Below are 15,080 nucleotides of genomic sequence, written 5' to 3'. Positions count from 1 at the left end.
GGACCATGAGACGCGCCGTATGCCCTGGCTCCTTTGATCCCATTCACAATGGCCACCTGGAGGTCATTGCCCGTGCCGCGGGCCTCTTCGACGAGGTGATCGTGGCCGTGTCCACGAATTACGCCAAGAAGTACCGCTTCAGCCTGGAAGAGCGGATCGACATGGCCCGGGAAACCTTTGCATCGTTGCGCGGCATCGTGGTGGAACCCGTGGGGGAGGGGCTCCTGGCCGAGTACTGCCGGCAGCGTGGCGTCTCCGCAATCGTTAAGGGCCTGCGCTCGTCCTCGGATTTCGACTACGAGCTGCCGATGGCCACGATGAACCGGCAGCTGACCGGCGTCGAGACGGTGTTCCTGCCGGCGGAAAGCCACTACCTGCACCTGTCCTCCACCCTCATCAAAGAGGTCTTCACCCTGGGCGGGGATGTCTCGGACTTTGTGCCCCGGTCCGTGCTGAAGCGGCTGGCTCCGGGGGAGCCGGTCCAGAACCGTGCCCGCAAAGTGTAAGCTTGACCGGTACTCGGCGGCCTGCTGCCGGTTGCGCGGCCCGGCCCGGGGGCCGGTTTGCGGCATCATGCTGCTGACCTGCTGCCCGGTTTGAGTCCGTCCGGAAGTTCAGGCTAAGATGGTACGTCGGTCATATGTTCAACAGGAGTTCTCATTAAGCGAGATGCTAGTTCGCCCCTGGCGTTCGACGTCAAGGACCTCGGACGCAGTCCGGGAAGCATGCGGACACTGAAGGAACATGTACCCGCGCCAAGTGATCTTGGTGTGGCACTCATTGGCGTGCAGGAAGGCTCGGATGTCGAGCTGGATCTGCGGCTCGAGGCCGTACACGAAGGAATTCTGGTATCAGGAACCGCGCTCGTTGAAGTAACTGGCGAATGCGGCCGATGCCTGGATCCCCTTGCGTATGACCAAGAGGTCGATGTGCAAGAACTTTTCTTCTATGAGGACGCTGTGTTCTCGGACGAAGAAGACGAAGAAGAGCAACGTCGAGTCGAGCACGATCTAATCGATCTTGAGCCGGTGTTGCGGGACGCAGTTGTCACCATACTGCCGTTCCAGCCGGTGTGCCGGGAAGACTGCCAGGGCCTTTGCTCCGAATGCGGAGTTCGCCTGGAAGACGAGCCGGGGCATCACCACGAGGTCGTAGATCCTCGTTGGGCCGCCCTGGCTGACTTGGCTAAGCCTGACCGGCAAAACTGATTTGTAAGTGTTGGACTAGAGAGAAATGAGTTAGCCGTGGCTGTCCCGAAGCGGAAAATGTCTCGCTCGAATACCCGCGCCCGCCGCTCCCAGTGGAAGGCAACTGCCCCCCACCTGGTGAAGACCGTAGAGAACGGCCAGGTTGTTTACAGCCTGCCGCACCAGGCAAAGGTCGTTACCGACTCGGCTGGCACCGCGCTGTTCCTTGAGTACAAGGGCCGCAAGGTCGCAGACGTCTAATCCGCCAACAGGCTGAAAAAGATGTCTTCAACTGAAGAGCTTCTGAAGCGTCTCGGTGTCACTATTGACGCCGGGACGCTTCGTCTTGCGCTCACACACCGTTCCTATGCCTACGAAAACGGCGGCATCCCCACCAACGAACGGCTCGAATTCCTTGGCGACTCCATCCTGGGGTTCTCCGTCACTGACGCGCTGTACCGTGACAACCCCACGCTGCCCGAAGGCGACCTGGCCAAGCGCCGTTCCGCCGTCGTCAGCACGCGGGCGCTGGCAGGCATTGGCCGCAGCATCGGCCTGGGCGAGTACATCTACCTCGGACAGGGCGAGAAGCTCACCGAGGGCAAGAACAAGGCCTCGATCCTGGCGGACACCATGGAGGCGCTGATCGGCGCCACCTACCTCTCCAACGACATCGAAACGGCCCGGCAGCTGGTCATGCGGCTGATCGGCCCGCTGCTGAAGGATGCCGCGGCCCTTGGCGCGGGAACCGACTGGAAGACGAGTATCCAGGAGCTGGCGGCCAGCCGGCAGCTCGGGACCATCAACTATGCGGTTGACGGCTCCGGACCGGACCACGCCAGGACGTTCGAGGCGGTGCTGAGGATCGGCGGCACGGACTACGGCACCGGCACCGGCAACTCCAAGAAGGAAGCCGAGCAGGAAGCTGCGGCCGACGCCTGGCGCCGGCTGACGACCCCTGCTGCCGACACCCAGGCCTCCGACGCCCAGGCCTCCGACACCCAAACCGGCAGCTAGGCAGCGGCATTGCCTGAACTGCCCGAAGTCGAGGTGGTCCGGCGCGGGCTCGTGAGCTGGGTGCGGGGCCGGACCATCACCGCCGTCGACGTCCTGGATCCGCGCTCCCTGCGCCGGCACGCCCTGGGACCGGAGGACTTCGCCGGCAACCTGGAAGGCGCGCGGGTGCTGGACGTGGTCCGCCGCGGCAAATTCCTCTGGATGCCGCTGGCGGACACGCCCGCCGTATCCGCAGATGCTGCCCCCGGAGAACCGGCCCCCGCCGTCGCCCTCATGGCCCATCTGGGGATGTCGGGCCAGCTGCTCATGCAGGACCCCGGCGTGCCGGATGAAAAGCACCTGAAAGTCCGGTTGCGGCTCAGCCCGGCCGAAGGTATGCCGGAACAGCTCCGGTTCGTGGACCAGCGCATCTTCGGCGGCCTGTTCCTGACCTCGCTGATTCCCACGGACGACGGCGGCCCTGGCGGCCTCGCCGAAACACCGCTGCCGCTCATCGCCGAGGAAGCCTCGCACATTGCCCGGGACCCGCTGGATCCCTACTTTTCCTTCGCCACCTTCTACCGGCGCCTGCGTGCCCGGAAGACCGGACTCAAGCGGGCGCTCCTGGACCAGGGCCTGGTCTCCGGGATCGGCAACATCTACGCCGACGAGGCTCTCTGGAAGGCGCAGCTGCACTATGCCCGGCCCACCGACACCCTGCGCCGGGCCGACGCGCTGCGCGTGCTCGACGCCGCCCGCGAGGTCATGACGGACGCCCTGGCTGCCGGCGGGACGAGCTTCGATTCGCTCTACGTCAATGTCAACGGCGCCTCGGGATACTTCGACCGCTCCCTCAACGCCTACGGCCGTGAGGGCCAGGAGTGCAAGCGCTGCGCCGCCGCCGGCCTCGTGAGCATCATGCGGCGGGAGCAGTTCATGAACCGCTCGTCCTATACCTGCCCCGTCTGCCAGCCCAGACCGCGTAACGGCCGCTGGTAGGCAGGCCGAAAACAAGTAGTCCTACGCTTCCGCACCCCTCTTGGCCGGTGACAAACTGTCGCCATGGGAGCTGGGGACTGTAGGAATTGTTATCGCGCCGGCGTTAAAGCCGGAGTCAAAAGGGCCGACACGACGCCGGACACGCAAGGGTAGGCCGCCGTGTACATCTCAATGGCCGACCGCACCGGTGGCAGGAAGAACGCCGGCGATACACGGACGGAAGCCCCGCCCGGACCGGGCGTGGCCTTCCGGCTGTCGCCTGTCATTCTCTGGCTGGGCATCGTTAGCATGGCCACCGACATCTCCTCGGAATCCGTGTCCGCCATCCTGCCGCTGTACGTCACCGGATTTCTGGGCCTCTCGACCATTGCCTTCGGTTTCATTGACGGTCTCAACCAGGGCGTCAGCGCGGTGGTGCGCATCGCCGCCGGGTGGGCCTCGGACCGCACGGGCCACCCGAAACGGGTGGCGGTTGCAGGCTACGGGCTCTCCATGCTGGCCCGGGTCGGCTTCCTGTTTGCGGGCGGGTTCTGGGCGATCACCGGGATCGTGACAGGCGACCGCATCGGCAAAGGCATCCGGACCGCGCCGCGGGACGCCCTGATCTCATCGTCTGCCCAACCGGAGCATCTGGCCAGATCCTTTGGCGTACACCGCATGCTGGACACCGTCGGCGCCGCAACAGGGCCGCTCCTGGCGTTCCTGATCCTCCTGTTCATCCCCAACGGGTTCAGCACCGTCTTTGTCGTTTCGCTGGCCTTCGCCGTAATCGGCGTCGCCCTCCTGGTGCTGGTGGTGCCAGACCGGAGGACGCCGCGGACGGCGCAGCGGCCGGACCGGGCACGGCCGCCCTTCACGTGGAGCCAGTTGAAGGACGCCGGACTGACCCGCCTGCTCGTGACCGCGGGGATCCTCGCTTTGCTGACCGTCGGGGACGGCTTCATCTACCTCGTGCTCCAGGATCGGGACTCCTTCGCCGTGCAGTGGTTCCCGTTGCTCTATGTGGGAACCAACGTCGTGTACCTCGCCCTGGCCGTTCCCCTGGGCCGGTTCGCGGACCGCTGGGGCAGGATCCGGGTGTTCCTGGGCGGACACGGAGCGTTGCTGGCGTGTTACCTGCTGGCCGCCGTGCCGTTCGGCGGCCTGGGCGTCACGGTGGCGTGCTTGATGCTCCTGGGACTCTTCTACGCCGCAACCGACGGCGTGCTGGCCGCGCTGGCGAGCCGGCTGGTCAGCCCGGACAAAGTGGCCACCGGCATCGGGGCCGCCCAGACCGTGGTGGCGCTGTGTCGGATGGCGGCGTCGGCCGGCTTCGGCATCCTCTGGTTCGCCGTCGGGGCCCCCGCCGCAATGACGACGGCCGCCGCCGGTCTGGCTGCGGCACTGGTGGCCGCGGCCGTGCTGATGCGCACGACCCGTGCACAGGAGGCCGGCGCATGACGGCCACCCGCACCGGTCGCCCGCCCGGAAAAGGATCCACGACCGGAAAAGGGTCCAGCGGGCGCCCGCGGGACACAGATTCCACGTCCGGACAAGAAACCTCAGCCCAGCGGGTCGCGATCAGCAGGAAGCGCCTCCTGGCCCTGGTACTCATCACCGTGGGCGCCATTGCGGCGGCTGGACTCTACGCCGGACTAGCCTTCCGGGACGCCCAGGCCAGCCAGAGTGCACCGCCGCCGGTCGACGTCACCGCGTCCACGGCCCTGCCGGCGGCACCCTTTGTCCTGTTCCGCAACACCGCGCCGGGCCAGGGGTTCGGCTCGGCCGCCACCGTGCCGCTGTCCGGGCCCGGCGGTCAGCGCGCCTTGAGCAGAGCGAGCTGCGATCGCGTCTACGGCACGCACGATCAGACCTTATGCCTGCAGACCACGCAGGGACTGGCCACCACCTTCCAGGCCACCGTGTACAACAGCACCTGGCAGGAGACGCGCAGCTGGCCGCTGCCGGGCATCCCGAACCGGGCCAGGACCAGCGCCGACGGGTCCCTGATGGCCACGACCGTCTTCGTGTCAGGCCATTCCTACTCCGCCGCCGGGTTCTCCACCGAAACAGTCATCCGGGACAAGACGGGCCAGAGCAGCGGAAGCCTCGAGGGCTTCGCCCTGATGCTGGACGGCACCCGGATCAAGGCCACCGACAGGAACATCTGGGGCGTCACGTTTGCTCCCGGAAAGCCCGACGTCTTTTACGCCACGGCGTCCTCGCAGGGGCACATCTGGCTGGTCCAGGGCAGCATTGCCGGCCGGACGCTCACCGTGGTCCGCAGCGGCATTGAATGCCCGTCCGTTTCCCCGGACGGCACCCGCATCGCCTACAAGAAGAGCGACAACGGCACCCTGACTGGCCACCGCAGTGTCGCCGTCGTGGACCTCGCCAGCGGCACGGAAACCGTCCTGGCGGAGAAACAGAGCATTGACGATCAGATTGAGTGGCTGGACAACTCCACCCTGTTGTACGCCCTTCCCCGGGACGGCTCCGAGGTGGACAGCGACATCTGGTCCATCTCAACGGACCCGGCCGCGCAGCCCGTCCTCTTCATCGAGCATGGGTTTTCCCCGTCGGTGGTCCGGTAGCGCGGCGGCCGGCGCCCGCGTCCTTAGGATCCGGCCGACACCTTCAAGCGCCGCCGCGAAGTGAACCGTAGTGTTCGGCCAGCCTCGCCAGGCCGTCATCAAGGGACACGGCGGGGGTCCAGTCGAGGAGTTCGCGGGTCTCGCGCTGGTCGAACCAGTGGGCGGTGGAGAGCTGTTCGGCGAGGAACCGGGTCATCGGCGGCTCGTCGGACCGGCCGGAACGGGCCCAGAGCTTCTCGACCACGGATCCGGCCGCCCGCGCGAGCCTGCCCGGCACCCGCCACGACGGCGCGGAGACGCCCCCCGCGGCACAGATGCCCGCCAGCAGCTCCCCGACCGGGCGGGGCTCGCCGTTGGTGACGACCAGCGCCCGGCCGTGAATGTGCTCCATGCGGTGCAGGGCGGCGACGATAGCCGATGCGGCGTTGTCCACGTAAGTGGTGTCGATCAGGGCCGCCCCGGCATCGAGCAGCGGCAGGCGGCCGCGGCCGGCACGTTCCAGCACCCGTTCCACCAGCTGCGTATCGCCCGGACCCCAGACGATGTGCGGGCGCACCGCCGCGACCCGGAAGTCCGGCGAGTCCGCGGCCAGTGCCAGCAGCTCGGCCTCGGCCTTGGTGCGCGAGTAGTCGCCGTGCGCGCGGGCCGGGTCCGCCGGCTCCGCGCCCAGTCCGGCGATAGCAGCCCCGGAATTGGCCACGGACGGCGACGAGACATACACCAGGTCCCGCACGCCGGCGTCGCGGGCCGCACGCAGCAGGCGGCGCGTGCCGTCGATATTCACCTCGTCGAAATCGGCGGCACGGCCCGTGAAGGAGACTTTCGCCGCCAGATGGATGACAGCCCCGGCCCCGGCCCCGGCCCCGGCCCCGGCCCCGGCGACGGCGCGGCGGACAGCGGTGCCGTCCGTGACGGACCCGGAGAGGTCCGCGGCGCCATCGACGCCCGCGGGACGGCGCTGGAAGGTGGTGACGACGTGGCCTTGACGCACGAGAAGTCCGGCGACTTCCCGCCCGAGCAGGCCGCTCGCGCCGGTGACGAGGACCCTCACGGCGTGCCCGGCCGGCCGCCGGCCAGCACCGCGGAAGCCCACCGGGACAGGCGGGCCCTGTCGATCTTGGCGTTGTGGCGGATGTCGGTCGGCTGGGAGGGGACGGTGAGCACGGCGGAGACGCTGACGCCTGCCTGACGGGCCGCATCGCGCACCCGCCCGGCGAGGTCCGGCGCGGCGGGGCCGGCCCGGCGCAGCGGCGGAACGGTTTCGACGACGGCGACGACGGCCTGCGTTCCGGCGGGGCCGACCCCGACGACGGCGGCCAGCCCGACGGCGTCCAGGCGCTCGATGGCCTGCTCGGCGCCGACAGGCGTCACCACACCACCCGGCGCGGTCACGACGTGCGCGAGTCGGCCCTCCACCCAGAGCCGCCCGGCGGCGTCGAAGTGCCCCACGTCGCCGGTGCGGTGCCATCCGGCCGTGCGGACGCTCTCGCGCTGGGTCAGCCAGAGCCTGTCGTAGCTTTCCTTCACATGCGGGGCGCTGACGAGGATCTCGCCGGCCAATCCCGGCTCGGTGACGGGTCGGTTCCCGGGGGCTGAGCCGTCCGCGTCGAGCGGGATGACTGCCACGCGGGCGCCGTGCACCGGCCGGCCCACGCACACGCCGTTGCCGGCCCCTGCGACGGTGCCGGCGGCGGCATCGGCCTCGGCGGCGCAGATCTGTTCGAGGCTGGTGTCCGTGACGGGCAGCGCCTCGGTCATCCCGTACGGGGTGTGCAGCGAGGCGCGGGGCAGCAGCCGCTGGACCTCTGCGAGGAGGGAGGCGGGGACGGGCGCGCCGGCGGAGAGCAGCAGCTCCACGCGACCCAGGGCCTCGTGGCCGGCACCGTCCAGGCGGCCCTGGGTCGCAAGGACGTTGCGCAGGGCAGCGGGCGAGGCGAAGACCACCGTGGCGTCGATCGCCGCGGCGGCGTCCGCCAGCGCGCGGGCAGTGAGGGTGCGGGGCGCCGTCACGTCCATGGCGGGCGTCACCGACACTGCTCCCAGCGCAGGTCCCAGCAGGGCGAACGGTGCGAAGCCTGCCACGAGGCGTGCGCCGGGTCGGATCGCCAGCGTCGCGGCCACGGTGTCCCGCATTGCGGCCAGTTGCCGGTGCGTATACACCACGCCCTTGGCCGGACCGGTGGAGCCGGAGGTGAAGAGCACGGCGGCGGGGGAGTCCGGGCCCGGGTCCGGAACCTCGCCCGGTTCCGGGCTGCGTGTGGCTCCGCGGCGCGCGAGGGCGGCGAGGGAAGTCTCGACGGCGAGGACGCGGCGGCGGGCGGCGGGCAGGTCCCGCACACTGATGCGCCGGCCGGGCCAGCCAAGCACCGACGCGGCGACGAGGGCCTTGTCGATCCCGATGACGTAATCCGGGGTCGCACCCTTCACTGCGCGGTTCAGGCCGCGGGTGCCTAGGCCGGCGTCGGCCACCACCACCACAGCGCCGAGCCGCAGGCAGGCGTAAAGGACCACGGTCAGGTCCACGCCCGGCGGGACCATCAGGCTCACCCGGCTGCCCTGCCGGACACCGGATTCCTTCAGGCCGGCTGCGAGGGCGGCGATGTTCCGTTCCAGCTCCTGCCAGCTGAGCGAGCGGGCGACGCTGCCGTCCGCGGCCATCTCGGCGACGGCGGTGTCCCCGGCATGGGGTCCTGCCGCCAGCACGGTAAGCGGCGCCCACAGGGGCGGGAGCCCGGTGCCGGGGTCCGGCGTCGAGGGTTCAGGCATTGGGGGTTCGGGCGCCAGGGGGTGGGGCGCCGGACCGTCCTCGGGGCCGTTGTCCCGGCCGCTCTCCGCCAGCCACTCGAAGACGGGGGCGGCAATGTCCCGGTCCTCGGCGACCAGGTGGCCGGCGCCCTCGAAGCGGTGGACTTTCGCGTGCGGCAGCCGGCTGACGAGGTCCTTGAGGTACCGGTCGGAGAAGATCGGGTCCCGCGGTCCCCAGAGCATCAGGGCCGGAACGCTCAGCCTGCGCAGGCCTTCGGCGACGCGGGTGAGCGCCGGGAAACTCGGATGGGACGCGTCCGCGGGAATATCGGCGACAAAGTTTCCCACGCCGGCGCGGCGGCCGGCGCCCCGGTAGGGGGCCATGAAGGCGCTGCGGACATCCTCTGCGAGCGGCGGGCGGGCCAGGGAATGCGTCACCCGCAGGAAGGTGTCCGACGTCGTCGTTCCCCAGCGGTGCACGGCAGGGTGCAGGGCCAGTCGCAGGGCCGGCGGGATGGGTGAGCCGGGGGGCTGGTGGACGGCAGTATTGGTCAGCACGACACCGGCGAGCTGCTGCGGATGCGCCAGGGCCCAGCCGAGGCTGATCACGCCGCCCCAGTCGTGGCCGACGGTGACAACCGGCCCGTCCAGCCCGAGGGCGGCGGTGAGGTCGCCGAGGTCGTTGATCCGGTCCGCCAGGCGCCGGAACGTGCCGGTGCGCTCGGAGAAGCCCATATCCAGCTGGTCCACGGCCACCACACGCCACGGATGCGCGGGGTCGGAACCGGCTGCCAGCAGGGTCCGCCACAGGTACGACCACGTGGGGTTGCCGTGCACGCACAGCAGCGTGCCGGCGGGAGTCAGGCCGCGGCGGGCGAGCTGGGCGCCGTTGTCGAGCAGGTGCCAGCGGCGCACGGTCCCAGGCTCATCCGCTGCGGAAGTGGACGCCACATCGATGCAGCGCGACCACTCGGGGTCGACGCCGGTCCAGTCGGCGGTTACCAAACGATTTCCACCATGGCGGTGTTCAGGCCGGAGCCGACGCCCATGCACAGCACGCGGTCCCCGGTCACGAGGGTCTGTGCCTCCGCCGCGAGGGTCATGGGCAGGGAGGCCGGGCCCACATTGCCCCAGTGCGGGAACGTGATCGGGACCTTGTCCGGGTCCAGGTCGATGGCGTCGATGATGGCCTGCGTGTAGGCATTGCTCACCTGGTGCGTCACGTAGCGGTCCATCGAGGCCCAGTCCCACTCCGGCTGTGCCTCTTTCCAGGCATCGACCACGAGCTGCAGGCCGCCATCGAGCAGGCCCTTGGTGTCGGTGGCCATGCCGTCGATGCCGCCCACGCACAGTTCATGGTGCTCGGTGCCGGCGCGCATCACGCCGCCGACGATCCGGTGCGCCCCGGGGTGCTGGTCCGCCGGGCCCAGGACAGCCGCAGCGGCTCCGGAGCCCAGCGTGAGTGTGGCGAATTCGCGGTTGAAGTCCTCGCGGGTCGTCTCGGGCCGCTGCAGCCGCGCCAGGGTGGCCTCCTGCGTGGCCTGGGCGTCCTCACCGTTGACGATGACTGCGTACTTGATCTGGCCGGAGTCGATCATGCTGGCCGCCAGGGTCATGCCGTTGACGAATCCGAGGCAGGCGTTGGCGAGGTCGAAGTTTATGGCCGACGACGGCAGGCTGAGTGCATGGTGGATCTTCACTGCGACGGAGGGTTCGAGGTTGCGCCGCGTGACCGAGGTGTTGATCAGCAGGCCAACGTCGGCCGCTTCGATGCCGGACTCGGCCAGGGCCTTCGCGCCGGCCTCGATGGCCGCGTCGTCGAACGATGTCCCGGGGGCCCACCAGCGCCGGTGCGTGATGCCGGCGACCCGTTCGAGCAGCTTCGGCGGGAACTTCAGGCGCCGCAGGGTCAAAGCCAGCCTGTGGTCGAAATCCTTGGAACTGACGATCGTCGGAGCTTCGACGCTGCTCACCGAAAGCAACGCGGTGTTGTAGTGCCGGAATGTCGCATTCCCTACCAATTCAAGCCCCTGTTCATGTCCGTCCTGCGCTCCAGCGGTTGACTGCCCCTTCAAACACAAGCCCAAGAGCTTAACTATGCCCGGTGCCGGCAGGTTTCTGCACATGCCGGCTGCGGCATCTGCGGCGGCCCCGCACGGGTTGTGCGCGGAATTGCCGCAGCTCCGCAGTAGATTGTAGGTACCCGGGGCCGTCCCCGACCATCCATGTCCGTCCGAATCATGCTTTCGCCCAACAGCGTGCCCAGTCCGCCAGCCAGGAGATCCGAAGTACCTTGCACCTGAAGAGTCTGACCGTCCGGGGATTCAAATCGTTTGCCTCAGCGACAACGTTTGAATTCGAACCCGGCGTCACCGCCGTGGTGGGCCCCAACGGATCGGGCAAATCCAATGTGGTGGATGCCCTGGCCTGGGTCATGGGCGAACAGGGTGCCAAGACCCTGCGCGGCGGCAAGATGGAGGACGTGATCTTCGCGGGCACCTCCGGCCGTCCGCCCCTGGGCCGGGCCCACGTCTCCCTGACCATCGACAACAGCGACGGCGCCCTCCCGATCGAGTACAGCGAAGTGACGATCTCGCGCACCCTGTTCCGGACCGGCGGCTCGGAGTACGCCATCAACGGCGCGGCCTGCCGGCTGCTGGACATCCAGGAGCTGCTCTCCGATTCGGGCCTCGGCCGCGAAATGCACGTCATTGTCGGCCAGGGGCAGCTGGACAAGGTCCTGCACGCCACCCCCGAGGACCGGCGCGGGTTCATCGAGGAGGCCGCCGGCATCCTCAAACACCGACGCCGCAAGGAAAAGACGGTCCGCAAACTCGAAGCCATGCAGGCCAACCTGTCCCGGCTCAGTGACCTCACCGGCGAAATCCGGCGGCAGCTCACACCGCTGGGCAAGCAGGCCGAAGTGGCCCGGCGTGCCCAGACCGTCCAGTTCGAGGTCCGCGACGCCCGCTCACGCCTGCTGGCCGACGACCTCGTGCAGCTGCAGTCCGCGCTGGCCCGGGACGTCGCGGATGAATCGGCGCTTAAGGCGCGTCGCGGCGTCGTCGAACGCGACCTCGAGGCCGGCCGGCAGCGCCAGGCGGTCCTTGAGCAGCTTGCCGCCGAGGCCACCCCCGCGCTGAACGCCGCCCGGGACAACTGGTACACCCTTTCCACGGGACGCGAACGGCTCCGGTCCCTGGGCTCGCTCGCCGAGGAACGCCGCCGCCTGCTGGGCGCCGCGGACGTGGTTCCGGACACCGGCCGGGATCCGGACCAGCTGGAGAAACAGGCCGCCCGCGTCCGCGAAGAGCAGGCCGGGCTGGAACGCCAGATCCTGGACCGCACCGAGGGGCTGGACGCCGCGTCGGCCGCCAAGCAGGCCGCCGAACAGGCCGCCGCGGCCGAGGACAAGCGGCTGGCGGCCCTGCTCCGCGCCGCCGCGGACCGGCGCGAAGGCCTGGCCCGGCTCGCCGGGCAGGTCGGCGCCGCACGGTCCCGCGTCGAATCGGCCCAGGCCGAGCTCGGACGCCTCCGCGAATCGCAAAAAGCGGGCGAGGAGCGCCGCCGGCAGGCGCACAGCGAATTCATCGCACTGGAATCACAGGTGGCAGGCGTTGAGGACGGCGAGGAATCGCTCGACGCCGAGTACGAGGCCGCCAGTGCGGAGCTGGACGAGATCCTCGCCGGCATCGAGGAGCTGGAAGCGGCCGAGCGTGAGGGCGAGCGCGAACGCGGCGCCCTCGTGGCCCGCCGCGATGCACTCCAGCTGGGCCTGAACCGGAAGGACGGCTCCGAGCACGTGCTCGGTGCAGGGGACTCGGGAGTTTTGGCCGCCGGCGTGCTCGGTTCTCTGGCGTCCATGATCACGGTCGAGCCTGGCTTCGAGCCCGCCGTCGCCGCGGCCCTCGGCACCGCTTCCGACGCTGTGGTGGTCCGGGACCGGGAGACGGCCGCTGCGGCCGTGCGGCTTCTGCGCGACGACGACGCCGGCCGCGCCGCGCTGTTGCTCGCCGATCCTTCCGCCGGTGCCGCTGCTGCTGCTGCCGGTGCTGCTGCCGCGCCCCGCACCGGCACCAGCCTGGGCGCAGAGGCCCCGCTTCCCGCCGGAGCGCGCTGGGCCGCGGAACTGGTGTCCGTGACGGCACCCGATGCCGCCGGGCTGCCGCTGGCCGCCTTGCTGGCGGGCGTCGCCGTCGTGGACGACCTCGACGTTGCGGCGGACCTGATTGCCGCATATCCCGGGCTCACCGCCGTGACCCGGGCCGGGGACGTCGTGACGGCATTGACCGTCACCGGTGGCTCCGCGACGGCGCCGTCGCTGCTGGAAGTCCAGGCCGCCGTCGACGACGCCGCCGCCAAGCTGGCCACTGTCACCGCCGGCCTCGAACGCAACCGCTTCGCCCTCTCTACCGCCCGGTCCCGGCGCGCCGAAGCCCAGGACCGCGCGGACGGGGCCCTCGCGAAGCTCCACGACTCCGACGCGAAGCTCGCCGCCGTCGCCGAACGCCTGGGCCACCTCAACTCGGTGCTGCGCAGCGCCGTTGGCGAAAGTGAGCGTCTCACCGCGTCCCTGGCCAGGGCAGAGGCCAACATCGCCGGCGAACAGGGGGCACTCGAGGCGGTGGCGGAGCGGCTCGCCGCGGCCCAGGAGGCCCCCGCGGAGCAGGAACCCTCTCCGAAACACCGCGACGCCCTGGCCCTGGCCGCCTCGCTGGCGCGCACGGCCGAGATGGAGGCCCGGCTCGCCCTGCGCAGCGCCGAGGAACAACTCACGGCCACCCGCAACCGGGCCACCTCGCTGGAACGCGCCGCCGCCACTGAACGCCGCGCCCGTGAAGAGGCTGCGGAACGGGCCCGCCGCCGGCGGCTCCAGGCCCGGCGCGCCGCCGCCGTCGCCGACGCCGTGGAGCAGGTTATCGGGTTCATCGACGTCTCCGTGGAGCTGGCGCGCCGGGAGCGGGACAGCGCCGAGGAACGCCGGGACGAAATGGAGCGCGAACTCGCCGCGGTCCGCACCGGCAACGACGCCCTGGCCCGCGAACTGGCCGAACTCACCGACTCCGTGCACCGCGACGAGCTCGCCCGCGCCCAGCAGCGGCTGCGCATCGAGGCGCTGGAACTCAGGAGTATTGAAGAGCTTGGGCTGACGGCCGACCAACTCGTGGCCGACTACGGCCCCGACCAGCCCGTCCCGGTGCCGGCCAGCGAATCGGGCGATAAGTGGGCCGCGCTGCGCACCCCGGTGGACGAGGATGGCCGGGAGATTAGCGAAGGCAAGCCCTTCGTCCGCGAGGAACAGGAAAAGCGGCTCAAACGCGCCGAACGCGACCTCTCGGCCCTGGGCAAGGTCAATCCGCTGGCCCTCGAGGAATTCGCCGCGCTCGAGGAACGCCACCAGTTCCTCAGTACGCAGCTCGAAGACCTGAAATCCAGCCGCAAGGACCTCCTGGATATCATCAAGGAAGTCGACGACCGCGTCCAGAAGGTCTTTGCCGAAGCGTTCGAGGACACCTCCCGGCAGTTCGTGCGGGTCTTCGCCCGGCTGTTCCCGGGCGGCGAGGGCCGGCTGGTCCTGACCGACCCCTCGGACATGCTCACCACCGGCATCGAGGTGGAAGCGCGCCCGGCGGGAAAGAAAATCAAGCGGCTCTCGCTGCTGTCCGGCGGGGAGCGGTCCCTGACGGCGGTGGCGCTGCTGGTGGCCATCTTCAAGGCCCGGCCCTCGCCCTTCTACGTCATGGATGAGGTGGAAGCAGCGCTCGATGACACCAACCTGGGCCGGCTCATCACCATCTTCGAAGAGTTGCGCGAATCCAGCCAGCTGATCGTCATCACGCACCAGAAACGAACCATGGAAGTGGCCGATGCGCTGTACGGCGTCACGATGCGCGGCGACGGCGTCTCCACGGTCATCAGCCAGCGGCTAACAGCGGAGGTCTAGCCAGGGCCTCCCACTTTGGCGTGACGGCTTCGGCAAGCTGGTGCGATCGTTTCCCGGCACACGTCCGGAGCCGGTAATCGCCGCTCTTGTTGTGGGCCGGCGCCGCGGGCGCAGCAGGGCAGACGGCTCAGTGAACGGGGCGCCAGCCTCTTGGCGATAAACGCCTTTCAGCGGTGAAGTCAGCGTCGGCGTGACGCTGCCGCACACTTCATCAAAATGTCGGTGGCTCCTGAGATGCTGTGGGTGTGGAGAGCAGAGCAGCCTCGAGTGTGGACAGCGGCGTGGATGGCGATGTGGACGCCGGCGCGGACGCCAGGGTGGCGGTGGAGGCCGTTGCCGCGTCTGTTGCTGTGCTGGCTGCCTTGTTCGGCGCCGGCGCCGGCGCCGACCATGCTGATCCGCCCGCCGCCGACCGGGATGCTGGCGCCCAGCGGGATGCTGATCCGTTGCGGGATACGGGTGGCCTGTGTGGTGGTGATCCGTTGCGGGATCTGGCGGATGCGTTGTTGGACGGGTTGGCCGAGGTGGCCCGGTTGGAGGCCCGGACCGCGGCGTTGAAGGTTCAGCTGGCCGCCGACTACGCGCGGGCGGCCAGGTTCCTGGCCCCGCCGGCGGGATCCGTGCGGGACCGCGCCG

Annotated in this window: 11 protein-coding genes and 1 pseudogene; 9 read left to right on the top strand and 3 right to left on the bottom strand. The window is 69.7% G+C overall.

Annotated features, from left to right (window positions below):
- The first annotated feature begins 5 nt into the window (after nucleotides 1-5).
- The 7 genes from coaD to BLR03_RS13175 all read left to right on the top strand — a co-directional run bounded on the left by coaD (nucleotide 6) and on the right by BLR03_RS13175 (nucleotide 5,755).
- A complete protein-coding gene (gene coaD, locus BLR03_RS13205) occupies nucleotides 6-506 on the top strand; it encodes a pantetheine-phosphate adenylyltransferase (RefSeq protein WP_091253233.1) in 501 nt (166 codons plus the stop codon).
- Nucleotides 507-683: 177 nt separating this feature from the next.
- Nucleotides 684-1,208, top strand: coding sequence for a YceD family protein (locus BLR03_RS13200; protein WP_091253231.1), 525 nt, complete (start codon nucleotides 684-686; stop codon nucleotides 1,206-1,208).
- A 36-nt stretch (nucleotides 1,209-1,244) separates the two neighbouring features.
- A complete protein-coding gene (gene rpmF / locus BLR03_RS13195; protein WP_056738282.1) occupies nucleotides 1,245-1,448 on the top strand; it encodes a 50S ribosomal protein L32 in 204 nt (67 codons plus the stop codon).
- 21 nt (nucleotides 1,449-1,469) lie between these two features.
- Nucleotides 1,470-2,204: a ribonuclease III gene (rnc, locus tag BLR03_RS13190; RefSeq protein WP_091253230.1), complete on the top strand. Its 735-nt coding sequence runs from the start codon at nucleotides 1,470-1,472 to the stop codon at nucleotides 2,202-2,204.
- A gap of 9 nt (nucleotides 2,205-2,213) precedes the next feature.
- Entirely contained in the window at nucleotides 2,214-3,182 is a 969-nt protein-coding gene (mutM, locus tag BLR03_RS13185) for a bifunctional DNA-formamidopyrimidine glycosylase/DNA-(apurinic or apyrimidinic site) lyase (protein ID WP_091253228.1), read from the top strand.
- A 240-nt stretch (nucleotides 3,183-3,422) separates the two neighbouring features.
- Nucleotides 3,423-4,622, top strand: a complete 1,200-nt coding sequence (locus tag BLR03_RS13180; RefSeq protein ID WP_091253372.1) for an MFS transporter — start codon at nucleotides 3,423-3,425, stop codon at nucleotides 4,620-4,622.
- Entirely contained in the window at nucleotides 4,619-5,755 is a 1,137-nt protein-coding gene (locus tag BLR03_RS13175; protein ID WP_254788472.1) for a TolB family protein, read from the top strand. The genes BLR03_RS13180 and BLR03_RS13175 overlap by 4 nt, the downstream gene beginning before the upstream one ends.
- 43 nt (nucleotides 5,756-5,798) lie before the next feature.
- Here BLR03_RS13175 and BLR03_RS13170 read toward each other — a convergent pair whose 3' ends face one another.
- The 3 genes from BLR03_RS13170 to BLR03_RS13160 are packed head-to-tail and all read right to left on the bottom strand — an operon-like array spanning nucleotide 5,799 to nucleotide 10,521.
- Nucleotides 5,799-6,806 (bottom strand): NAD-dependent epimerase/dehydratase family protein, encoded by a 1,008-nt coding sequence (locus tag BLR03_RS13170; protein ID WP_091253369.1) that lies wholly within the window; start codon nucleotides 6,804-6,806, stop codon nucleotides 5,799-5,801.
- Complete coding sequence (locus BLR03_RS13165; RefSeq protein ID WP_091253227.1) at nucleotides 6,803-9,505, bottom strand: alpha/beta fold hydrolase; 2,703 nt, start codon at nucleotides 9,503-9,505, stop codon at nucleotides 6,803-6,805. The genes BLR03_RS13170 and BLR03_RS13165 overlap by 4 nt, the downstream gene beginning before the upstream one ends.
- Entirely contained in the window at nucleotides 9,499-10,521 is a 1,023-nt protein-coding gene (locus tag BLR03_RS13160; RefSeq protein ID WP_091253225.1) for a 3-oxoacyl-ACP synthase III, read from the bottom strand. The genes BLR03_RS13165 and BLR03_RS13160 overlap by 7 nt, the downstream gene beginning before the upstream one ends.
- Before the next feature lie 272 nt (nucleotides 10,522-10,793).
- On the opposite strand from BLR03_RS13160, the gene smc reads away from it, so the two are divergent.
- On the top strand, nucleotides 10,794-14,444 hold the full coding sequence (smc, locus tag BLR03_RS13155) for a chromosome segregation protein SMC (RefSeq protein ID WP_175460540.1): 3,651 nt from the start codon (nucleotides 10,794-10,796) through the stop codon (nucleotides 14,442-14,444).
- A gap of 245 nt (nucleotides 14,445-14,689) precedes the next feature.
- Nucleotides 14,690-15,080: pseudogene (locus BLR03_RS13150) on the top strand (hypothetical protein); the annotation flags it as partial.

This window comes from Arthrobacter sp. ok909, from assembly GCF_900104405.1.
GTDB classification, from domain to species: domain Bacteria; phylum Actinomycetota; class Actinomycetes; order Actinomycetales; family Micrococcaceae; genus Arthrobacter; species Arthrobacter humicola.
This window is presented reverse-complemented; position numbering and strand designations above follow the sequence as displayed.

Excerpts from the sequence above, each read along its gene's own strand:
- BLR03_RS13175 (WP_254788472.1), top strand. The coding sequence starts at position 4,619 with ATGACGGCCACCCGCACCGGTCGCCCGCCCGGAAAAGGATCCACGACC.
- coaD (WP_091253233.1), top strand. The coding sequence starts at position 6 with ATGAGACGCGCCGTATGCCCTGGCTCCTTTGATCCCATTCACAATGGC.
- rnc (WP_091253230.1), top strand. The coding sequence starts at position 1,470 with ATGTCTTCAACTGAAGAGCTTCTGAAGCGTCTCGGTGTCACTATTGAC.